The organism is Rhodococcus sp. SORGH_AS_0301 (assembly GCF_030818285.1).
Lineage (GTDB): Bacteria > Actinomycetota > Actinomycetes > Mycobacteriales > Mycobacteriaceae > Rhodococcoides.
Window position 1 is genome coordinate 3,674,934 of the sequence record NZ_JAUTAC010000002.1, and the last position, 22,316, is coordinate 3,697,249.

At 70.1% G+C, this 22,316-nt stretch carries 20 protein-coding genes and 1 riboswitch; of the genes, 5 read left to right on the forward strand and 15 right to left on the reverse strand.

Annotated features, from left to right (window positions below; all coding sequences use genetic code 11):
- Positions 1-8: 8 nt before the first annotated feature.
- The 11 genes from QE397_RS17970 to dacB all read right to left on the reverse strand — a co-directional run bounded on the left by QE397_RS17970 (position 9) and on the right by dacB (position 11,164).
- A complete protein-coding gene (locus QE397_RS17970; RefSeq protein WP_307096482.1) occupies positions 9-476 on the reverse strand; it encodes a DUF3180 domain-containing protein in 468 nt (155 codons plus the stop codon).
- Positions 473-1,000, reverse strand: a complete 528-nt coding sequence (gene folK / locus QE397_RS17975; RefSeq protein WP_027506470.1) for a 2-amino-4-hydroxy-6-hydroxymethyldihydropteridine diphosphokinase — start codon at positions 998-1,000, stop codon at positions 473-475. The genes QE397_RS17970 and folK overlap by 4 nt, the downstream gene beginning before the upstream one ends.
- Positions 997-1,362 carry a dihydroneopterin aldolase gene (folB, locus tag QE397_RS17980; protein WP_307096484.1) on the reverse strand — a complete coding sequence of 122 codons (366 nt, stop codon included), beginning with the start codon at positions 1,360-1,362 and terminating at the stop codon, positions 997-999. Before folB ends, folK begins: the two co-directional genes overlap by 4 nt.
- Complete coding sequence (gene folP / locus QE397_RS17985; RefSeq protein WP_051613538.1) at positions 1,359-2,186, reverse strand: dihydropteroate synthase; 828 nt, start codon at positions 2,184-2,186, stop codon at positions 1,359-1,361. The genes folB and folP overlap by 4 nt, the downstream gene beginning before the upstream one ends.
- A gap of 45 nt (positions 2,187-2,231) precedes the next feature.
- A complete protein-coding gene (folE, locus tag QE397_RS17990; protein WP_027506473.1) occupies positions 2,232-2,858 on the reverse strand; it encodes a GTP cyclohydrolase I FolE in 627 nt (208 codons plus the stop codon).
- 103 nt (positions 2,859-2,961) lie between these two features.
- Complete coding sequence (ftsH, locus tag QE397_RS17995; RefSeq protein ID WP_307096486.1) at positions 2,962-5,589, reverse strand: ATP-dependent zinc metalloprotease FtsH; 2,628 nt, start codon at positions 5,587-5,589, stop codon at positions 2,962-2,964.
- Between the two features lie 204 nt (positions 5,590-5,793).
- A complete protein-coding gene (locus QE397_RS18000; protein WP_222638881.1) occupies positions 5,794-7,140 on the reverse strand; it encodes an amidase in 1,347 nt (448 codons plus the stop codon).
- A gap of 4 nt (positions 7,141-7,144) precedes the next feature.
- On the reverse strand, positions 7,145-7,699 hold the full coding sequence (hpt, locus tag QE397_RS18005; RefSeq protein WP_027506476.1) for a hypoxanthine phosphoribosyltransferase: 555 nt from the start codon (positions 7,697-7,699) through the stop codon (positions 7,145-7,147).
- Positions 7,700-7,709: 10 nt separating this feature from the next.
- Complete coding sequence (gene tilS, locus QE397_RS18010; protein WP_307096489.1) at positions 7,710-8,705, reverse strand: tRNA lysidine(34) synthetase TilS; 996 nt, start codon at positions 8,703-8,705, stop codon at positions 7,710-7,712.
- A gap of 13 nt (positions 8,706-8,718) precedes the next feature.
- Positions 8,719-9,741, reverse strand: coding sequence for a zinc-dependent metalloprotease (locus QE397_RS18015; protein ID WP_027506478.1), 1,023 nt, complete (start codon positions 9,739-9,741; stop codon positions 8,719-8,721).
- A 34-nt stretch (positions 9,742-9,775) separates the two neighbouring features.
- A complete protein-coding gene (gene dacB / locus QE397_RS18020) occupies positions 9,776-11,164 on the reverse strand; it encodes a D-alanyl-D-alanine carboxypeptidase/D-alanyl-D-alanine-endopeptidase (protein ID WP_056443541.1) in 1,389 nt (462 codons plus the stop codon).
- 182 nt (positions 11,165-11,346) lie between these two features.
- On the opposite strand from dacB, the gene QE397_RS18025 reads away from it, so the two are divergent.
- Together QE397_RS18025 and QE397_RS18030 are read left to right on the forward strand one after the other, a co-directional pair.
- On the forward strand, positions 11,347-11,838 hold the full coding sequence (locus tag QE397_RS18025) for an inorganic diphosphatase (protein WP_027506480.1): 492 nt from the start codon (positions 11,347-11,349) through the stop codon (positions 11,836-11,838).
- 109 nt (positions 11,839-11,947) lie between these two features.
- Positions 11,948-12,400 carry a histidine kinase gene (locus tag QE397_RS18030; protein ID WP_027506481.1) on the forward strand — a complete coding sequence of 151 codons (453 nt, stop codon included), beginning with the start codon at positions 11,948-11,950 and terminating at the stop codon, positions 12,398-12,400.
- Positions 12,401-12,424: 24 nt separating this feature from the next.
- On the opposite strand, the gene QE397_RS18035 is transcribed toward QE397_RS18030, so the two are convergent.
- Positions 12,425-13,255: a crotonase/enoyl-CoA hydratase family protein gene (locus QE397_RS18035; RefSeq protein WP_222646831.1), complete on the reverse strand. Its 831-nt coding sequence runs from the start codon at positions 13,253-13,255 to the stop codon at positions 12,425-12,427.
- A 68-nt stretch (positions 13,256-13,323) separates the two neighbouring features.
- Between QE397_RS18035 and QE397_RS18040 the strand changes: the two genes are divergently transcribed.
- Positions 13,324-13,815, forward strand: coding sequence for a YbaK/EbsC family protein (locus QE397_RS18040; protein ID WP_027506483.1), 492 nt, complete (start codon positions 13,324-13,326; stop codon positions 13,813-13,815).
- Between the two features lie 3 nt (positions 13,816-13,818).
- Here QE397_RS18040 and QE397_RS18045 read toward each other — a convergent pair whose 3' ends face one another.
- Entirely contained in the window at positions 13,819-14,235 is a 417-nt protein-coding gene (locus QE397_RS18045) for a hypothetical protein (RefSeq protein WP_037186306.1), read from the reverse strand.
- A gap of 132 nt (positions 14,236-14,367) precedes the next feature.
- Entirely contained in the window at positions 14,368-15,621 is a 1,254-nt protein-coding gene (locus tag QE397_RS18050) for an aminotransferase class V-fold PLP-dependent enzyme (protein ID WP_285187298.1), read from the reverse strand.
- 63 nt (positions 15,622-15,684) lie between these two features.
- Positions 15,685-15,800, reverse strand: a riboswitch (SAM riboswitch).
- Between the two features lie 163 nt (positions 15,801-15,963).
- Here QE397_RS18050 and QE397_RS18055 point away from each other — a divergent pair.
- Entirely contained in the window at positions 15,964-19,824 is a 3,861-nt protein-coding gene (locus tag QE397_RS18055; RefSeq protein ID WP_307096495.1) for a Pls/PosA family non-ribosomal peptide synthetase, read from the forward strand.
- Positions 19,824-21,122 carry a M1 family metallopeptidase gene (locus QE397_RS18060; RefSeq protein ID WP_051613539.1) on the forward strand — a complete coding sequence of 433 codons (1,299 nt, stop codon included), beginning with the start codon at positions 19,824-19,826 and terminating at the stop codon, positions 21,120-21,122. Before QE397_RS18055 ends, QE397_RS18060 begins: the two co-directional genes overlap by 1 nt.
- On the opposite strand, the gene QE397_RS18065 is transcribed toward QE397_RS18060, so the two are convergent.
- Positions 21,105-22,316: an MFS transporter gene (locus QE397_RS18065; protein WP_027506487.1), complete on the reverse strand. Its 1,212-nt coding sequence runs from the start codon at positions 22,314-22,316 to the stop codon at positions 21,105-21,107. The genes QE397_RS18060 and QE397_RS18065 overlap by 18 nt on opposite strands.

Consider the following 22,316-nt stretch of genomic DNA (forward strand, 5'->3'; position numbering starts at 1 on the left):
CGATCGGGTCAGTGGGCGGGCTCGTCGGCTCCGTCGTCCGGTGTCCGGCAGCAGTGCTCGAGCCACAGGGCAGCGGCCACGGCGACGATCCCGGCGACGAGGCCGATCAGCGCTCCCGGCGTGTCCTCCGACGCCGCGCGCACCGAGGACCGCAGGGGCAGCAGATGGATCAGCAGACCGGCCCACACTCCCGCCGCCGCTGCACCGACGAGGGCCGCGGCCTTCGCCAGCGCGACGGCGCGGGCGACCGTGATCGGATGCAGCTGGCCGGGCCCGGGGCCGATCCTCCGGGTGCGCAATCGGGACCGCACCAGCAGACCCACGACCACGAGGACGACCGCCACCGGATACAGCGACGCTCCGGCGAACGTCGAGATCGGCGGAACAGACCCGTAGAACGAGGACGCGAGGATCCAGGTGGCCACCAGGGCGAACGCCGCGAGCGCGACGAGGTCGCGCACGCGCGTCGGGCTCACGTGGAGTCACCGCCGGCCCGCCCGCAGCGCACCGGGTCCCACAGCCGTGTCTCGGTGCGACGCACACCGGCACGTTCGGACTCCGGCAGCTCGGCCAGCAGGTCGCGCACCGATCGGCCACGCAGCACGGCGTCGGGATCGGCGTCCAGCCACGGTGCGAGGACGAAGGCGCGCTCGTGCGCCAGTGGGTGCGGAAGAATCAGCTCGGGGTCGTCGCTGACGACGTCGTCGCACACGACGATGTCCACGTCGACGGTCCGCGGTCCCCAGCGCTGCACCCGCTCTCGGTGAGCGGCCGTCTCCAACTGCTGTCCCCGTCGCAACCAGCCCCGGCAGTCGGTGTTCTCGTCGTCCACGATCACGACGGCGTTGAGGAAGTCCTGCTGGTCGATGCCGCCCCACGGGGCGGTGGCGAACACGGTCGACACTGCGACGACGGCGTCACCCAGACCCTCGACCACGGCCCGCAACTGCTGTTCGCTGTCCCCGATGTTGCTCCCGATCGAGAGCACCGCGCGGGTCACGCAGACCTCGATCGGCTCACCACGACGGCCACGTCCGTGAAGGTCAGGGGGATCGGAGCCGACGGCTTGTGCAGGGTGACCTCGACGCGTTCCACGCGCGGATCCGTCAGGACACCGTCGGCGATCTCGCTCGCGACCGTCTCGATGAGATCGCGACTCGGCCCCCCGACGACCGCGGCGGCGGCCTCGGCCAACTCGCCGTAGTGCGCCGTCTTCGTCAGGTCGTCCGATGCCGCGGCCGGGGCGAGATCCATGTGGACGACGAGGTCGACGAGGAAGTCCTGCCCGTCGCGCTTCTCGTGGTCGAAGACACCGTGATTGCCGCGCACGGTCAATCCGCGCAGCTCGATGCGATCGGTCATGTCGTGCCTTTCGGTTCGGTCGGGCCGTGCCACTGCCGGTGCACGGCGAGAGCGTCGAGAGTGCCGACGGCGTCGTGGACGCGCACCCCCCAGGCGCCCGCCACGGCGGACAGCACCGAGATCGCGGCCGTCGCAGCGTCGCGGCCGTGCGGAGGGCGAGGCTGCCCGTCGCGGGCGAGCAGAGTGCCGAGGAATCGTTTGCGGGACGCACCCACCAGCACGGGAATGCCCGTGTCGACGAGACGATCGAGTCGGCGGAGCAACGCCCAGTTGTGCTCCGCGTTCTTGGCGAAGCCGAGCCCCGGATCGAGGACGATGCGGGAACTGTCCACCCCGGCGGCGACGGCCGCGTCGACCTGACGGAGCAGTCCGCTGCGCACGTCCTCGACGATGTCGCCGTAGTCGTGCTCCTCGGCGGCACCGGGTCGGTGGGTCCAGTCGACGGTGGAACGCCAGTGCATGAGCACCCAGGCGACACCGGCATCGGCGACGACACCCGCCATGTCGGGATCGGCGCGGCCACCGGAGACGTCGTTGACGATGGACACGCCCGCACCGATCGCCGCGGTCGCCACGGATGCCCGCATCGTGTCGACGCTGACGCACACGCCGTGAGAGACCAACTCGGCGATCACCGGTGCGACGCGCTCCGCCTCGACGGACGGGTCGACGCGGTCGGCTCCCGGACGTGTCGACTCGCCCCCCACATCGACGATGTCGACACCCGCGGCGTGCAGTTCGAGGCCGTGCCGCACCGCGGCGTCGACGTCCAGGTAACGGCCGCCGTCCGAGAACGAGTCGGCCGTGACGTTGACGACGCCCATCACCACGGGCCCGTCCGCGTGCGGAAGCGTGAACACGAGCGGCGCCTACTTGCGAAGGATGAGATCCAGCGCCTCGGACCGGGACACCGCGCTGGACTGGAACACACCGCGTACGGCGGAGGTGGTGGTGCTGGCGCCCGGCTTACGGATTCCCCGCATCGCCATGCAGAGGTGCTCGGCCTCCATCACCACGATGACTCCGCGCGGTTCGAGCTTGCGCATCATCGCGTCGGCGACCTGCGAGGTGAGACGCTCCTGCACCTGCGGCCGCTTCGCGTACAGGTCGACGACCCGCGCCAGCTTCGACAGGCCCGTCACCCGGCCCGACTTGCCCGGGATGTAGCCGACGTGCGCGACGCCGTGGAAGGACACCAGGTGGTGCTCGCACGTCGAGTACATCGGGATGTCCCGCACGAGGACGAGCTCGCGGTGCGCCTCGTCGAACGTCGTTCCCAGCACCTCGTCGGGATCGACGAACAGTCCGCCGAACATCTCCCGGTATGCACGCGCCACTCGAGCGGGCGTGTCCTTCAGCCCCTCGCGCTCGGGGTCCTCACCCACCGCGAGCAGCAGCTCGCGAACGGCCGCCTCGGCGCGCTCCTGATCGAACGTCCGACCGGACACCACGGACACGGGCTCGTCGATCGACTGATCGGCTTGGTTGACGGACACGGGAGGTCCCTTCGCTGACGGACGCGCTGCCGATGGATCAGAGCAGCCGGAGTGATGTGCGGGCGGGTGCGGCCGCACGGACGAGAGGGTCGGACGAGCGACTCTAGCGCGCGTCCGGGCCCTCCCACCGCTGGGTGTTCGGCGGCAGCTGGGGATCCTCGGCCTCGTCACGCGGAGGCTGGTACTGCCCCTCCGGGTTCTGCGGGTTGCGGTAACGCGGCTCGGGCTGAGCCGGCTCCCCCACACCCGAACCGGGGTACTGCCCGTACGGCTGCGGATCCTGGTACGGCTCCTGATAGGGCTGCGGTTCCCGGTAGGCCTGCGGTTCCCGATAGGGCTGCGGCTCCTGATATGGCTGCGGTTCCTGGTAGGGCTGCGGTTCCTGGTAAGGCTGGGGCTCGTCGTAGCCGCGCGGTTCCTGGTACCCACGCGGACCCTGGTAGCCCTGCGGGTCACCCTGACCCTGCGGCTGCCCGTAGCCCTGCGGCTGGCCGTAGCCCTGCGGCTGGCCGTAACCCTGCGGCTCCGGGTACCGAGGTGCCTCGTTCTCGCGAGGAGGCCATCCCGGTGCGGACCAGCCGGCCGGTGCGCCGTAGTCGGGCATCGAGGAGCCGGGACGGCCGCCGCGATGTGCGCCACCCTGACCGTTCGGGGTCGACCCGTTCTGGCCCTGCCCGTTCTGACCGTGACCGTTCTGGCCGTGCCCGTTCTGGGCGTGGCCGTTCTGGCCGTTCTGTGCCTGGCCGTTCTGGGCCTGGCCGGCGTAGCTCGGCTCCTTGACGATCGAGACGGGGGGCCACGGCTCCCCGCGCTCGGTCGCGAGCTCGCGCGGCGTCTTCACCGGGGGCTTGGACGACGGAACTCGATCACCGAAGTCGTTGAACGCGGTGATGCGGGGACGCTTCTCGACGCCGGTGAAGATCTTCTCCAGATCCTTGCGCGTGAGCGTCTCGCGCTCGAGCAGCTCGGTGGCCAGGATGTCGAGGACGTCGCGGTAGTCGTTCAGGATGGCCCACGCCTCGGTGTGCGCGGCCTCGATGAGGTTGCGCACCTCCCCGTCGATCTCCCGCGCGACCTCGTGCGAGTAGTCGGACTGGACGCCCATCGAGCGGCCCAGGAAGGGATCGCCCTGCTCCTGGCCGTACCGGACGGCGCCGAGCTTGCTGCTCATGCCGTACTCGGTGACCATGGCGCGAGCGATCTTGGTGGCCTGGTCGATGTCGGACGACGCTCCCGTGGTCGGCTCGTGGAAGACGAGCTCCTCGGCAGCGCGGCCGCCCATCGCCATGACGAGGCGCGCGATCATCTCGGAGCGCGTCATCAGGCCCTTGTCGTCCTCCGGCACCGTCATCGCGTGACCACCGGTGCGGCCGCGGGCGAGGATGGTGACCTTGTAGATCGGCTCGATGTCGGGCATCGCCCACGCCGCGAGGGTGTGACCACCCTCGTGGTACGCCGTGATCTTGCGCTCGTGCTCGCTGATGATGCGGCTCTTGCGTCGAGGTCCGCCGATGACGCGGTCCACCGACTCCTCGAGGGCGGCCTCGGTGACCACGGTGCCGTTCTCCCGCGCCGTGAGCAGTGCGGCCTCGTTGATGACGTTCGCGAGATCCGCGCCCGACATGCCGACGGTGCGCTTGGCCAGACCCTCGAGGTCGGCGTCCTGCGCGATCGGCTTGCCCTTCGAGTGCACCGCGAGAATTGCGCGGCGTCCTGCGAGGTCGGGGGCGCCGACCGGGATCTGCCTGTCGAAACGGCCCGGGCGCAGCAGGGCGGGATCGAGGATGTCGGGACGGTTCGTGGCGGCGATGAGGATGACGCCCGTGCGCTCACCGAACCCGTCCATCTCGACGAGCAGCTGGTTGAGGGTCTGCTCGCGCTCGTCGTGGCCACCACCGAGACCGGCGCCACGCTGGCGACCGACGGCGTCGATCTCGTCGACGAAGATGATACAGGGGCTGTTCTGCTTGGCCTGCTCGAACAGGTCGCGCACCCGTGAGGCACCCACACCGACGAACATCTCGACGAAGTCGGAACCCGAGATGGTGAAGAACGGCACGCCGGCCTCACCGGCGACGGCGCGGGCGAGCAGCGTCTTGCCGGTTCCGGGAGGGCCGTAGAGCAGCACGCCGCGGGGGATCTTCGCGCCGAGTGCCTGGTAGCGGGCCGGGTTCTGCAGGAAGTCCTTGATCTCGTACAGCTCTTCGACCGCTTCGTTCGCGCCTGCCACGTCCGCGAATGTTGTCTTCGGCATGTCCTTGGTGAGCTGCTTGGCCTTGGACTTGCCGAAGCCCATGACACCGCCACGCCCGCCGCCCTGCATGCGCGACATCACGAAGATGAAGATGCCCAGCAGGATGATCATGGGGAGCAGGAACACCAGGATCGACGTGAACCAGCTGTCCTGTGTCACCTCGGTGTCGTAGCTCTCGGCACCCGACGCGGCGACCTTGTCGAAGATCTGCTGCGACGCGGCGTCCGGGTACTGCGAGATGATCTGCGTCTCGTTGCCGGTGGCGTCGTTGCCGCTCTTCAGCGTCAGACGGACCTGCTGCTCACGGTCGTCGATCTGCGCGGTCTGCACGTTCTGGTCGTCGAGCTGCGCGACGGCGACCGACGTGTCGACACTCTTCCACCCCCGCGTGTCGTCGCCGAAGTAGCTGAAGGCGAAGATCACCAACAGGATGCCGGCGACTATCGCCAGGTTGCGGAACAAAGTCTTGCGGTTCATACAGCGTCGCCCTCGATGGCAGTCGGACTCACAGGCAGGTGGTCATGGTTCGCGTCGGTCGGCCGGCAGCAGTTCTCGATCGTTGCCGGTTGCGCACCGGACAAGCCAGGTTACCGCGGATGCGGACGGCCGGGCGGCGCGCACATCTCGGTCAACGCGCCGACACGCGGTGAGGTTCCCGCGCCCAGCTGCGCGTGACGAGTGTTACCGGTCGGCCGCGGTGCGTGGCCAGGGCCGATGCTGTTCGATCTGTGCCGCGAGCGCCAGCAGTCGACGCTCGGACCCGGGAGGGCCCGCCAGCTGCACGGCCAGCGGAGTCCCCGACTCGGGATGGAGTCCCGCGGGCACACTCACGGCGGGCCACCCCAGCAAGTTCCACGGTGCCGCGAAGGGTGCGTAGCGAATGTTGGCCGCCATGTTGGCTGCCCACCCGCGCTCGCTCCACCGGTCCGCACGGATCGGCGGCGCGGCGAGCGCCGGCGTCAGCACCACGTCGACACTCTCGAAGTACGAGCGCATGCGTCGCGTGAGCGTCTCGGTCTGCGACGGCCGCACGAACCGTGCCGCTCGCCGACCCACCGCGATGTGGCGACGGGTTCGCTTCTGCAGCGCCGACACGTCGAGCCCGGCGGCGTCCGCGGCTCCGCCGGCCGTCCAGCGGGCGAGCTGCCCGAGTGGACTGGCCGGGTAGGGCAGCGCTGCCGTGCTGGTGCGGTGCCCGATCCGCTCGAGCTCCCGGGCGACGTCGAGTGCGGCCTGCCGGAAGTGGGGATCCACTCGCACGACGGGCGACGGCGACTCCACGGCGACCCCGATGCGCGTGGTCTCGGGAGCGTCGACGTAGGCGAGATCCGGATCGTCCGCCATGACCGAGAGCAGGAGCGCCGCGTCGGCGACGGTCGTGGTCAACGGACCGTTCTCCGACATGCCGAACCACGAGCCGTTGCCCAGTTCGGACGGGACGAGGCCGAGCCCCGGCTTGATGCCGACCAGTCCGCAGTTCGCGGCGGGGATCCGGATGGACCCCATGCCGTCGTTGCCGTGGGCGACGGGCACCATGCCCGAGGAGACCGCGGCGGCGGCGCCACCGGACGATCCGCCCGGGGTGAGGTCACGGTTCCACGGATTGCGGGCGATGCCGTCGGCACCGTCCGTCGCGCCCCACAGGCACAGCTCGGGAACCGAGGTGAGACCGACGACCACGGCGCCCGCGCCGCGCAGGCGCGCGACCACCGGGTGATCCGCGGCGGCGGGAGTGTCGGATGTCGCGAGCGAACCGTTGCGCATCGGGTAGCCCGTCACCGGGACGTTGTCCTTGATCGCCACCGGAACGCCGGCGAGCGGCAGGGCCCGTAGATCCGCTCGGACGGCGATCGCGTCCGCTTCCCGGAGCACCTCGTCGGGACGCACCACGACGAACGCGTGCAGGTCGTCGTTCCGAGCGGCGATGCGGTCCAACGCTTCTCGGGCTACCGCGGCAGGTTGGACCCGCCCGTTCCGGACGTCGTCCGCGATGGACGTGGCGGTGGGGCCGACCTGTTCGCGCGACATTCGATCAGCCTCCGTAGACCCGGGGTTCCAGCAGTCCGATGTAGGGAAGGTCGCGGTAACGCTCGTCGTAGTCGAGGCCGTAGCCCACGACGAACTCGTTCGGGATGTCGAAGCCGACGTTCGCGACGTCGACGTCCACCTTCACCGCGTCGGGCTTGCGGAGCAGGGTGACCACCTCGAGCGACGCGGGCTGGCGCGTGGCGAGGTTCTTCATCAACCACGACAGCGTCAGACCGGAGTCGATGATGTCCTCCACGATGAGGACGTGGCGGCCGTGGATGTCGCGGTCGAGGTCCTTGAGGATGCGGACGACGCCCGACGAGGACGTGGACGATCCGTACGAACTGACCGCCATGAACTCGAGCTGGCTCGGGATCGGCAGTGCGCGTGCGAAATCCGTCATGAACATGATGGCGCCCTTGAGAACTCCGACGAGCAGCAGATCACCTTCGGGAGCCCCCACCGGGTAGCGAGCGGCGATCTCCTCGGCCAGCTCGGCGATACGCTTGTCGATCTCCTCTCGGGAGATCAGGATCGATGCGATGTCGCCCTCGTACACGGGTGTCCCTTCACTCGCTCGCGGCCCGGCCGGTCCACCGAACCAGGTCGAGCTTGCCACGTCGTCTCTCGACGACCAACCTCTCGACCGGGCCGCCCCCGGCCACCGCGACGCCGCCCTGCCCGCGCCACGCGCCGACGAGATCGTCCACGGCGCGCACCTGCGCCTCGTTGCGCAACGGCACTCCCCGGTCGGCCAGCCACTCGCGGATCACCCGCCGACGGAGTGCACCCGGTACCTCCACGAGGGCGGACACCTCCAGCGCGTCGCCGACGCGGGCGGACACGGCGATGTCCGCGGCGAGTGCGTCGAGAACGGCGCCGTCCTCGCGCAGCTGGTCGGCGGTGCGCGCGAGCGCGGCGGCGACACCGCCGTGCAGGACGTCCTCCAGCAGCGGGAGCACCTCGCCGCGGAGTCGGACCCGAACGAAGGACGGGTCGAGGTTGTGCGGGTCGTCCCACGCGGCGAGACCCAGTTCGGCGCACGCGCCGACGGTGGACTCGCGGCGCACGGTCAACAGCGGACGACCTCGCGGCGGGTCCCAGGCCGCCATCCCCCGCAGCGATCGGGACCCGGATCCGCGGGCGAGTCCGAGCAGGACGGTCTCGGCCTGATCGTCCAGCGTGTGGCCCAGCAGGATCGGGCGGTCACCGCGGACCGCGTCGAGAGCGGCGTACCGGGCGCGCCGGGCCGCGGCCTCGGGTCCACCCGCCCCGGTCACCGACACGGTCCTCACCTCGGCGCGGGAACACCCGAGGTCTCGTGCCTGCTCGGCGGCCCTGTGCGCCACCTCGGCCGAACCCGCCTGCAGCGCGTGGTCGACGACCACGGCGTGCACCTGTGCGCCCTCGGCCACACAGGCGGCGGTGAGCGCCAGCGAGTCCGCACCACCCGACAGCCCGACGACGACGGCGCGCTCCGGGCAGTGCTCCCCGAACCAGGCGCGCACCGCCCGCCGCACCGTGAGCAGGTGCGGGCCCTCCGGCATCGGGCGTGCCCCGGTCATGCCGGGACGCCGGTCATCCCAGAACTCGCTGCGTCCACTTCTCCGGCGCCTCGATCTCGGAGAGCAGCGGCAACGTGTCCGCGTCGGTCCACACGGTGTTGAAACGCTCCATGCCGACCTGGCCGACGACGGCGTCGACGAACGCCTTGCCGCGGACGTACTGCGCCATCTTCGCGTCCATCCCGAGCAGCGCGCGGATCACGCGCTGCACCGGGTTCTGCTTCCGCGTGCGACGGGCGTCGAAGGCCTTGCGGATCGCCGAGACCGACGGCACCACCGCGGGACCCACCGCGTCCATCACGTGGTCGGCATGGCCTTCGAGCAGCGTTCCGAGCACCAGCAGACGATCGAGTGCCTCCTGCTGCGCGGGTGCCTGCGTCGCCCGGAGCAGGCCGATGATGCCGCCGTCGCCGCCGTCCTGCCCGCGGGACCGCACCGCCGCCGCGAGGCGTCCCACGACGTCGGCCAGGGGCTCGTCTGCGCCGCCCTGCAGCGTGGTGACGTTGTCCTTCATGTAACCCGCGAGCCACGGCGACGACGAGAACTGCACGCGGTGCGTCACCTCGTGCAGACATACCCACAGTCGGAAGTCGCTGGGCCGCAGGCGAAGCGATCGCTCCACGGAGACGATGTTGGGTGCCACGAGCAGCAGCGTTCCGTCCGGACCGGTGAAGGGGTCGTACTGCCCGAGAATGGCCGTCGACAGGAACGCCAGCATCGCGCCCGCCTGCACGCCGCCCGGCTTGCCGCCGAGGAACGAACTGTCGTCGCCGTCGGAGTCACTGACGAGATGCCGCATCGACTCGGACGCGGCGGCGATCCACTCCGGCCGATCGAGCACGCGCGCCGCCGGGACGGGCAGACCGTCGGCGAGTCCCGTGACCTCGCGCACGGGGCCCTCGGCGCGTACCGACGCGTCGGCCAGTTCGCGCAGCGCCGCGTCCGCGGTGTACCGCGACGTCTTCGGACCCCGTGGTGCGAGCCGGGCACCCGTCCGGGCGGCCAGACCCCAATCGATCACACCAGTGTCGGACATGCCCTCACCCCTGTTCTCTCTCGGAATCGACCGGTCAGGTGCAGCCGCAGGAGCGGAGCGTCGACGCGAGTGCGTCCAGGGCCGGACGACCGACCTCGGGCGGCCTGTCGTTGGACATCAACGCGAACGTCAACACCCGGCCGCTCTCGTCGGTCACGTATCCGGCCAACGCACTGGCGGTCGAGAGCGTTCCCGTCTTGGCGCGCAGCCACCCCGCGGCCGTGCGGTCACCCGACGCGTAGCGGGCGGCGAGCGTGCCCGTGGCACCGGCGACGGGCAGGTAGTCGAGCATCGGCCGCAGGTTCTCGGTGCCGGACCCGGCGGCCCGGGTGACGAGCGCGCCCAGCACCCGGGCAGGGATGAGATTGTCGACGGAGAGTCCGCTGGTGTCCTCGAGCGTGACTCCGGTGATGTCGACGCCGTTCTTCTGCAGTGTCTCCAGGACTGCGTCCGTGGCCCCGTCGAACGACGCGGGCCGGCCCACCTCCTCGGCGATCTCGCGACCGACGGCCTCCGCGAGCACGTTGTCCGAGAACCCCAACATCTGCCCGAGCCGCTGCCGCAGAGGCGCGGACTGCACCGTCGCGAGAGATCCGGCACCGGACTGCGCGCGACCGTCCGTCACGACGGCCGGGTCCAGGCCGAGAGCGCGCGCCAACGCCCGACCGGCGTCGAGACCGGGAGTGGCGCTGCGCGGCGACTCGTCGACCGTCGGCACCGAGCGACCCCCGTCGAGGGTGATCGGTTCGATGGGTGCGATGTATCCGGCGGCCACGTCGCCGGGGAACCAGCCCTGCGCCTGCTCCGGCCCCGAGTACGCGCCGCCGTCCACGGCGATGGACGTGACGGTCGTGCCGGACCTGCGGATCTGTTCGGCGAGATCGTCGATGCGGGCTCCCCCGTCGTAGAACCCGGGTCGTCCGACCGGCTCCGCCGTGAGCGTGGGGTCGCCGTCACCGACGAGCACCACCTGACCGGCCGCGTCGCCCGCCACGACCTTGGTGGTCACACGGTGGTCGGCGGGCAGCGCCATCATGGCGGCCGCGGCCGTGAGGATCTTGGTGGTCGACGCCGGCGTCATGGGGGTGTCCGCATCGGCGCTCCACAACACCTCACCGGTGATCGCGTCCGCGACGGATCCGGTGAAGCGGCCCAGATCGGGATTGCGCAGGGGTGCGGCGAGCACCGCCTCGAGACCCGCCGGGCTCGGTTTCGGCGCGTCGGGTGAGACCGGAACCACCTGCGGGGCGGGCAGAACGGGCGACGGCTCGGGTGAGGTCGCCACGGGTGTCGAGTCCTCGGAGAGCGTGGGGGTGATCAGCGCGACGCCGACGATCGCCAGCACGAGCACCACGACCGAGGCTCCGATCAGCAGCACGCGCGTGCGTAACGGCGTGCCGGACGGCCGCTTCCCTGAGCTCACGTCTCTCCTCCACTCGCGGGTCCGTGGCCGTTCTCCGGCGATGCACCTCTCCTCGCACCCTATCGACGCGGCCGGTTACTGTCTGACCACCGGCGCGTCCTTCGATGCGCCCGACAGACGACTGCACGACAGTACGTGGCCGCCGAGCAGGTAGCCGGGCCACCGAGCAAAGGACAGTGGACGTGAAGTTCGACGTGACCATCGAGATCCCCAAGGGTCAGCGCAACAAGTACGAGGTCGACCACGAGTCCGGGCGAGTACGCCTGGACCGCTACCTCTACACGGCGATGGGCTACCCCGCGGACTACGGCTTCATCGAGAACACCCTCGGTGAGGACGGCGATCCGCTCGACGCGTTCGTCCTGCTGCCGGAGTCCGTGTTCCCCGGTGTCCTCGTCGAGGCCCGCCCCGTGGCGATGTTCAAGATGGTCGACGAGGCCGGCGGCGACGACAAGGTGCTGTGCGTCCCGGCGGGCGATCCGCGGTGGGACCACATCCAGGATCTCTCGGACGTCTCGCAGTTCGAGCTCGACGCGATCGAGCACTTCTTCCTGCACTACAAGGATCTCGAGCCGAACAAGCACGTCACCGGATCCAACTGGGTCGGCCGCGCCGAGGCCGAGGCGGAGTTCGAGGCATCGGTCGAGCGCCTGAAGAACCAGGGCGATCACTAGAGACCGTCGGAAACCCGGATGCGGTGCTGTCCGCTGATAGCATCGCATCCGCGGTCCCCCGGGCCGTGTCAGGACGAACGAGCCACGACGTAAGGGTGCGGTACCACCGATGAGTGACGCTGTGAGCGACCGGAGAAATCCCACGTCCGAGGCGGTCTCGACCACGACGCAGTTCCCGTCACTGCCGGTGACCGTCGTGCTCGACCGCATTCCGTTGGCCGTCCTCGCCGTCGAGCCCGGCGGCACGGTCGTCTTCGCCAACGAGGCCTTCGACGAACTGATGGGCTTCGACGAGGAGTCCCCCCGGTCGAACGAGACCCTCACACTGCAGGACATCTTCCCGGCCAACGAACCGCTCGGAGTCAACATCGCCGAGACGTTCCTGACCACCGTCGCCACCCGCGCCGACTCGCTCTGGCGCATGACGGACTCGAAGGGCGACATCCTCCAGGTCCGGGCGAGCAAGTCGATCCTGCGCCGCGCTGAGGACTCGGTGGTGCTCGTCGTCCTCGAGGACTTCACCGATCAGCTGTGGAACGACCCGAAGAGCGCCTTCCGCTGATCGGGCCGCTCCACCGGGGTCTCTCTACTTGCCCTGGAACGACGCGGGGCGCTTCTCGAACACCGAGGTGATGGCCTCCGTCAGATCCTCGGACGGCAGGAACGCAGCGTTCCACGCGGCGACGTACCGCAGCGAATCCTCCACTGCCGCAACGCGACCGTGGTCGAGAACCGCCTTGATCCCGTGCACCACGAGAGGCGGGTTCGCCGCGATCTCGGTGGCCGTGGCACGCGCTGCGGCGAGCACGGCCTCCGCGTCCTCGAACACGTCGTTGACCAGACCGATCTGCTGCGCCCGGGCACTGTCGATGTCCTTTCCGGTCAACGCGAGTTCGCGAAGATGACCGTCGCCGATGATCGCGGGCAGACGGGCGAACGACCCCATGTCCGCCACGATGGCGACCTTCACCTCGCGCACACTGAACTTCGCGTCCGTGCTGGCGTAGCGGATGTCGGCGGCCGAGATGAGATCGATCCCACCGCCGATGCACCACCCCTGCACGGCGGCCACCACGGGCTTGCGGCAGTCGGCCACCGCGTTGATCGACGCCTGCATGCGCTTGATCATGTCGTGGAACGTGCTGCGCGGACCGGCCTGTGCCTTGTCCCCCATGACCGCACCGAAATCGCCTGCCATGGCGGGCAGGTCGAGACCGTAGCTGAAGTTGCGGCCCGAGCCGGCGAGCACGATGGCGCGTACCTCGGGGTCCGCGTCGAGCGCGGAGAAGACGAGAGGCAGTTCCGACCAGAAGTCGGGACCCATCGCATTGCCCTTGTTCGGGCCGATGAGGGTCACCGTCGCGACATGGGCGTCGGTCGTCACCGTGAAGGCTTTCCACGCATCCGTGTGTGTCATCCGGTCAGGATAGCCAGCGCTCCCGCTCACCGGATGTCCCGGCGGCGTGGACTGACTATCCTGCGACCATGACGCGGATCCACCATCCCGCTGCGGCACACGTGTCGGACGTTCTGATCGCCCGAGGTCATCACGGCGTGATCGTGACGCAGTCCGAGCCGACGCACACGGCGCGTCAGGCCGCGGCGGTGAGCGGGGTTCCGCTCGGTGCCGTCTGCAAGTCGCTGGTGTTCCTGCTCGACGACGACCCGGTGTTGCTGCTGGTGTCGGGTGCACACAACGTGGACCTCGATGCCACCGGTCGACGTCTCGAGGGCACGCTGACCCGCGCACCGATCGACGTGGTCGAACACGCCACCGGGCAACCGGTGGGCGGGATCGCTCCCGTGGGCCACCCGACGAATCTGCCGACGTTCGTCGACACGGCGCTGGAACGCTTCGAACGGCTGTGGGCTGCAGCGGGTCACCCCGCGACCCTCTTCCGCACGACCTACCCCGAACTGCTGCGCATCACCGCCGGGCTCGCTGTGGACATGGGCCCCGAGACCCGCGAGGGCTGAGCCTCAGGACGCGCGCAGACGCCGAACCTCCAGGGCGGGCACCACCTCGGTGGTGATCGCCCGGACGACGGACTCCCGCGTCTGCTCCACCACCGGACGCAGGGTCACGCCGTCCGCCACGTCGACCGTCACGATGTCGGCGACAAGGCCTGCGAGACCCGACGCGGTCCCGACGTACTGCAGCGTGCCGGGGCGAGGCTTGCTGTCCGACGCCAGCACCTCGCGGCGGGCGGTCCGGGCGTCGGCGGCGATGTGCACGTCGATGTCCACCACGACACGAGCACCGGGGTGCTCGGCCTTGAGGGTCGCGTAGCGGCTCTGGGCCTCGGAGAGATCGGCGGCGGAGAACCGGACGACGTCCGGGGAGGTACCGGAGACGCCGTCGAGGAAGACGAGGGAGTCGGAAGACACCGTGGTCATGAGTTGTCCAGTCAGTCGTGGGTGCAGCGGAGGCTGTGGGGTGAAGTGAGTCGCACGATCACCGGACCGGACAGGCGGTCGAGGTCGCACGGCAGAGGTCGACGTGTCGTCGACCCCACAACCTGCTCCTCGTCATGATGCTGATGCTAACGATCCGGTGGTGACGCGATCCCGCAGTGAGAGGCACGTCACACGCACCGCCTCCACGAACCGGTCGACATCGTCGGCGGTGGTCCCCAGCCCGATGCTCGCCCGCACGGCACCGTCGGCCGCGCCGACCCGCGAGAGGAGGGGGTGGGCACAGAACTTCCCGGCCCGCACCGCGATGCCGTGATCGTCGGCCAGTGTGGTGGCGAGTGCACCCGCGTCGACACCGTCGACGGTGAAGGACACGATGCCGACGATGTCGGCGGAGTCGCTCCACAGGCGGAGGACCGACACACCGGCCAGAGCGGTGAGCCCGCCGAGCAGGGCGTCCGTGCACTCCTGATCGTGAGTGGCGATGGCACCGTGGCCGATCGCGCCGATCTCGTCGCACGCCGCGGCGATCGCGACGGCGCCGAGGAGATTGGGTGTGCCGGCCTCGTGCCGCGCCGGGGACGGCGCCCAGTCGATGTCGACCGACGCACCGAGGACGGACACGTGCCGGGTGGCTCCACCGCCAGCGAGGTACGGCTCGGCCACATCGAGCCAGTCACGCCGTCCCACGAGCACTCCCGCTCCGAAGGGCGCGTACAGCTTGTGACCACTGAAAGCCAGGTAGTCGATGCCCGCCGCGGTGATGTCCACGGCGCGGTGCGGAACGAGTTGCGCCCCGTCGACGAGGATGCGGGCACCGTGTCGGTGCGCCAGATCCGCGAGTCGATCGAGGGGCAGGACCTCGCCCGTCACGTTGGAGGCACCCGTGACGGCAAGGAGCGCAGCAGGTCTCGACGCGAGTTCGTCGCCGAGCCGAGTCAGAGTCTCCTCGACCGAGTCCGCCGATCGCACCACCCGGCGGTTCCGCCACGGCAGCAGATTCGCGTGATGCTCGATGTCCAGCACCACCGTGTCCCCGGGAACGCAGCCCGCCAGGAGATTCAGCGCGTCGGTGGTGTTCCGCGTGAACACGACCACGTCGTCGGGATCCGCGCCGCAGAAGCGGTGCACCGTGTTCCGGGCGGACTCGTACTCCCGGGTGCAGACCTGCGACTTGTGGCCGGCGCCGCGGTGCACACTCGCGCAGTGCGGCAACACCTCCCGTACTCGCTCGACCACCGCGTCGAGCGCGGGAGCGCTGGCCGCGTAGTCGAGATCGATGCTGCGAGTGGTGCGACCGTCGGCACACGTCACCTGCTGGTCGCGGCCGTGCACGGATGCGATGGGGCGCTGCAGAACTGTGGTCATGATGAATCCCTCCGTCGAGGGATCGACGCACGGCACGAGGGCCGCGATCTGACGAGAGGCGTCGATCCGCGCTTGCCGCCTCCGTCGTCGGAGCGCGGCCAGGTCGTCACCCGGAGCACCCCACCGCGGAGGAGGGTTGCCGACCAGCGAGCCGGGGCTTGATGCTGGTACTCGTGACCTGGAAGCAGGATGGCAAACGGTCGCCCGAGTTGTCAACCGGTTCGCCGCACGCGCGCCTGGTCGGCGGAGTTGTTCACCAACCCGCAAACTGGGCGTGCAATAACGTGTCGTCACACCCGCCAGCGTTCCGTCGTCCCTGTTCGATGCGAGAGGCCGTTCGTCTTGTCACTGCAGACCCGTGTTCCCGAGGCCTACCTCCGTTCCTCCGTGGCGGCCCCGGTGCGCACCCTCGTCGACATCCTCGAGGACACCGCGCGGGCATTCCCTGATGCGCCGGCCATCGACGACGGCGACACCACCATCAGTTACAGCGAACTGCTCGACAACATCGACGAGGGCGCTCGGTGGCTGTCCCGACACGGCGTCTGCGCCGGCGATCGCGTCGGGGTCCGCATGCCGTCGGGCAGTTACTCGCTCTACGCGGCGATCCTGTCGGTCATCGCCGCCGGTGCGGCCTACGTCCCGGTGGACGTCGACGACCCGGACGAGCGGGCCGAGCTGGTGTTCTCGGAGGCCGGCGTCACCGCGATCATCGCGGACGGCGGCGTGACCCGAACCGACACCGCGGGGACCGGTCGCGCGGTCGGCCATCCCACACCCGACGACGACGCCTGGGTCATCTTCACCTCGGGCTCGACCGGCAAGCCCAAGGGCGTCGCGGTGAGCAATCGCAACGCGGCGGCGTTCGTGGACGCCGAGGCACGACTGTTCCTGCAGGACCGACCCATGGGCCCGGGCGATCGAGTGCTGGCGGGGCTCTCCGTGGCGTTCGACGCGTCGTGCGAGGAGATGTGGCTCGCCTGGCGCAGTGGCGCGTGCCTCGTTCCCGCGCCTCGCTCCCTCGTGCGCAGTGGCATGGACCTCGGCCCCTGGCTCGTCGCACGTGACATCAGCGTGGTGTCGACGGTGCCGACCCTGGCGGCGCTGTGGCCTCGCGAAGCGCTCGAGGACGTCCGGTTGCTCATCTTCGGCGGCGAGGCCTGCCCGCCGGATCTCGCTGAGCGACTGGCTGTTCCGGGCCGCGAGGTCTGGAACACCTACGGGCCCACCGAGGCCACCGTCGTCGCCTGCGCCGCTCTCATGGACGGTGTCGGACCGGTGCGCATCGGGCTGCCGCTCGACGGATGGGACCTCGCCGTCGTGGGCCCGGACGAGGAGCCGGTCGCGGTGGGCGAGGTGGGTGAGCTCGTCATCGGTGGCGTCGGCCTCGCGCGTTACCTCGATCCGGTGAAGGACGCCGAGAAGTACGCTCCCATGGCGACTCTCGGATGGGACCGCGCCTACCGCAGCGGCGATCTCGTGCGGCTCGAGCTCGAGGGGCTGCTTTTCCAGGGCCGCGCCGACGATCAGGTGAAGGTCGGCGGGCGCCGCATCGAGCTCGGTGAGGTGGACAACGCCCTGCAGGCCCTCCCCGGTGTGAGCGGCGCAGCCGCCGCAGTGCGGACCACCGGCTCCGGAACACCCGTGCTGGTGGGCTATCTCGCCAGCACCGACCCGGACTTCGACCTCGTCCGCGCGCGCGAGCTCCTCGCGGAACAGCTTCCCGCCGCGATGGTTCCGCGTCTCGCACTCGTCGACGAACTGCCCACCCGCACCTCCGGCAAGGTCGACCGCGCCGCTCTGCCGTGGCCGCTGCCCAAGCGTGGTTCGACTCCGGACGACGCCTCTCTCGCCGGGACCGCCGGCTGGGTGGCCGAGCTGTGGAGCGACGTGCTGGGCGCCGAGATCGGATCCCTGGACGCGGACTTCTTCGCTGCCGGTGGCGGATCGCTCTCGGCCGCACTGCTCGTGACCCGATTGCGCGAGCGTTTCCCCGAGATCACGGTCGCGCAGCTCTACGACCATCCGCGACTCGGCTCGCTCGTCGCGTTGCTCGACTCGCTCGTCCCCCCGCCGGTGACCGAGAAGCGCATCGTGGTCCCCACACCCCGGACGGCCCAGGTGGTGCAGGTCCTCGCGACCCTGCCGCTGACGACGCTGACCGGGCTGCAGTGGGTGACCTGGCTCGGCATCATGGCGAACACGTTCAGCTGGTTCGCTCCCCGCCCCTGGCTGCCGACGGTGTCCTGGTGGTGGCTCGCGCTCGGGTTCCTGCTGTTCGTGACGCCCGTGGGCCGGATGGCGATCTCCGTCGCCGGATCACGGCTCCTCATGCGCGGCGTCACGGAGGGCGCCCATCCGCGCGGCGGCAGCGTGCACCTCCGGCTGTGGACCGCCAACCGGTTGACCGACGCCAGCGGTGCCTCGAACCTGTCGGGCGCGCCGTGGATGGTCTACTACGCCCGCGCACTCGGTGCGACGGTCGGCCGCGACGTCGATCTGCACACCCTGCCTCCGGTGACCGGCATGCTGACTCTCGGTGACGGATGCTCGCTCGAGCCGGAGGTCGATCTGTCCGGCTACTGGATCGACGGCGACGTCGTGCACATCGGCTCGATCGAGGTCGGCGCCGGCGCCACGGTGGGTGCGCGGTCGACCCTGCTCCCCGGAGCCAGGATCGGCCGCCGCGCCGAGATCACCGCGGGATCGGCCGTCTCCGGCAAGGTCAAAGCCGGTCAGCAGTGGTCCGGCTCGCCCGCCGCGAAGGTCGGCAAGGCGATGCACCCGTGGCCGGACGAGGCGCCGCCGCGCGGTCGCGGCTGGGTGCCCGTCTACGGCGTGACGTCGCTGTTGCTGTCGGGACTTCCCCTCCTGTCCATTGCTGCGGGCCTGCTCCTCGTCGCCGTCGGAGTCGCGCACGCGACCACCCTGCTCGGTGCGATCGGCCTCGGGCTGGCGCTGCTCGCTCCCGCCACCGCGGTGTCGTTGCTCGTCTTCGCAGCGGTCACGCTCGTGTCCGTGCGGTTGCTGTCGATCGGGCTGATTCCCGGCCACCACGCGGTACGCAGTCGCATCGGCTGGCAGGTGTGGGCCACCGAACGCCTGATGGACTCGGCCCGTACGTTCCTCTTCCCGCTCTACGCGAGTCTGCTCACTCCGGGATGGCTCCGGCTGCTCGGCGCGACCATCGGCAAGGACGTGGAGGCATCGACGGTCCTGATGGTCCCGAAGTTCACGACCGTCGGCGACGGTGCGTTCCTGGCGGACGACACCATGATCGCCAGCTACGAGCTCGGCGGCGGCTGGATGCTGCTCGGCGAGGCCAAGGTGGGCAAGCGTGCGTTCCTCGGCAACTCCGGCATGGCGGCCGCGGGTCGACGCGTGCCGAAGAACGGCCTCGTCGCCGTGCTGTCGGCCGCACCCGCCAAGGCGAAGTCGGGATCGTCGTGGCTCGGCAGCCCGCCGGTGCGCCTGCGCCGAGCGCCCAACTCGTCCGACACCACCCGCACCTTCGACCCGCCGCGGCGACTCAAGATCGCCCGCGCCGTGGTCGAGACCTGTCGACTCGTGCCCGTCGTCGTGTCGTTCGGCATCGGGTTCGGCGTGCTCGCCGCCCTGACCTGGATCGCCGGAACGCTCGGCTACTGGGCCGCCGCCCTGCTCAGCGGCGTCGTGTTACTGATCGCCGGCGCCGTCGCGGCCGGAATCTCCGCCGTCGCCAAGTGGTCGCTCGTCGGCCGCATCGGTGCGGTGGAGCACCCGCTGTGGAGTTCGTTCGTGTGGCGCAACGAAGTGGCCGACACGTTCGTCGAGGTCGTCGCCGCCCCGTGGTTCGCCCGCGCCGCCGAGGGAACCCCGGTGCTGAACCTGTGGCTGCGCTGGCTCGGCGCCCACATCGGGAAGGGAGTCTGGTGTGAGACCTACTGGCTGCCGGAGGCGGACCTCATCACCCTCGGCGACGGCGCGACCGTCAACAGAGGGTGCGTCGTGCAGACACATCTGTTCCATGATCGGATCATGAGCATGGACACGGTGAGTTTGGGGGCGGGAGCCACGCTGGGCCCGCATTGCGTCGCACTGCCCGCAGCGGGAATCGGGGCGGGTGCCACGGTCGGACCGGCCTCGCTGGTCATGCGCGGCGACACCGTCCCCGAGTCGAGCCGGTGGCAGGGCAACCCCATCGCACCCTGGACCGAGAAGTGATGCCGGACTCTCCCATCGACCCGTACCTGCCGCAGAACGGCAACCGCGGGTACTCGGTCGAGCGATACGCCCTCGACCTCGAGTACAAGGTGCAGTCGAACCGCCTGTCCGGCAAGGCCGTCGTGCATGCGGTGGCCACCCGGTCGATCACCAAGTTCTCACTCGACATGGGTCCGGCCCTCACCCCGTCCAAGGTGAGTGTCGCCGGAATGCGCGGTGTCCGGTTCACCCATCGGGGCGGCAAGCTGACGGTCACGCTGCAGCGTGCCATCGACGAGGGCGCCTCCTTCACGGCCACCGTCGCCTACAGCGGCAACCCCGCACCGATTCGCAGCGTGTGGGGTGAGGTCGGGTGGGAGGAGCTCACCGACGGCGCCCTCGTCGCGAGCCAACCCAACGGCGCCGCATCGTGGTTCCCGTGCGACGACCATCCCAGTTCCAAAGCGGCGTACACCATCTCGATCACCGCCGACTCCCCGTACCACGTCGTCTCGAACGGGACACTGACGCGGAAGTACGTGAAGTCCTCGCGCACCACCTGGGTGTACGACCAGCCCGAACCGATGGCCTCGTACCTCGCGACCGTGCAGATCGGCCAGTACGAGAAGCACCGGGTCAGCGACTCCCCCGTGCCGATCGACGCGATCCTGCCGGCGCGTCTGCGCCAGAACTTCGATCACGACTTCGGCCGTCAGCAGCAGATGATGGAGACGTTCGTCGAGTCGTTCGGCCCCTATCCGTTCGAGTCGTACTCCGTCGTCGTCACCGACGACGAGTTGGAGATCCCCGTCGAGGCACAGACGCTGTCGATCTTCGGCGCCAATCACTGTGACGGCGACCGCGAGTACGAGCGACTCGTCGCCCACGAACTGGCGCACCAGTGGTTCGGCAACAGCCTCACCATCGCGCGGTGGAGCGACATCTGGTTGCACGAGGGCTTCGCCTGCTACTCCGAGTGGATCTGGTCGGAGAGCTCGGGCGGACCGTCCGCGCACCAGGAGGCCACCCGCGCACACAGCCGCCTGTCGTCCCTGCCGCAGGACATCGTGCTGGGAGATCCAGGACCGGAGGACATGTTCGACGACCGCGTGTACAAGCGCGGAGCCCTTGCCCTGCACGCACTTCGGCGCACCATCGGCAACGCGGCGTTCTTCGATCTGATCCGCGAGTGGACCACGACCTTCCGCCACGCCACCGTGGCGACGTCGGACTTCGTCGGGTTGGCGAAGCAGTACGGCAGCACCGACGAGTTCTGGGAGTCCTGGCTCGAGAAGAAGCGGCTACCCCGACTGCCCTGACGGCAGGTGCGACCGCGTTCTCGTCGCGACGAGCACCAATGACACCGCGGCGAGAACCGCACCGGCCGTGAACAGTTCGGGGTAGGTGATCGCGTCGGGGAACTCCTGCACGAGCAGCGCCAGAATCGCCGGCACCGCGAAGCCGAGATAGGTCACCGAGTAGAACACCGCGGTGAGTCCGGCCAGATCACGCGGTCCCGCGATGCGCTGCACCTCCTGCAGGCCCGACACCATCGCCATGCCGTAGCCGCACCCGAGCACCGCGGCGGCGAGCAGCGCCATCGGGATCGTCAGCACGTCGGCGGCGACCGAGACCAGCACCATGCCGACGACGATGATGCCCAGCGCGACCAGGACGGCGCGCGCACTCGACGCGGTGTCGATGCGTCGGCCGACGGCCTGGATGGCGAAGCCGGACGACAGCGCGACCACGCCGAGCAGTGCGGAGAACGCGATGGGGAACGCGCCGGAGTGGTCGGCCATCAGACCAGGCAGCACTGCGTACGCGACGCTGGCCGCGCCGAAGACCCACGGCGCCATGGGAAGAACGACGGACACGAACCGACGGTGACCCGCCGACGGGATACGCAGATCGGACAGCAACGAGGCGCCGTCCACCGCACGCGCTCGCGTCTCGGGCACCCCGAGCAGGGCCACGGTGGCCAGTGCTGCCAACGCGACGTGCACCAGGTACGGCAGCACCTCGGGCCACGGCGCCCACTGCGCGAGCACCCCGGCGACCCCCGCGCCCGTGGCGAATCCGCCCGTGAGCGACATGGCGGCACGGCGGGCACCCGAGCCGTCCGCGGACAGCTCCTTCAACCAACTGCCGCCGACGGCCATACCCAGCCCCAACGCGATGCCGCTGAGCACGCGGCCGGTCGCGAGGATCGGGGCCGAGTGCGCGCCGAGGGCGATGACGAGAGATCCCGCGGCGGCGACGGCCGGCGCGGGCACCATGAGCGGCCGCCGTCCGTAGCGATCCGAGAGCGGGCCCCCGATCAGCAGGGCCGGCACGATGCCGACGACGTAGGCGAAGAGGAACACGTCGACGACGACGGGCGAGAAGCCGTGACCCTCGCGGTACATCACGAGGAGCGGCGTGAACTCGTTGCCGCCCCAGGCGACGGCGAGCATGCCGAGCGCCACGGGCAGCCAGGTGCGGGTGGTGGTCGTGCGGTCGAGAACGGTCAT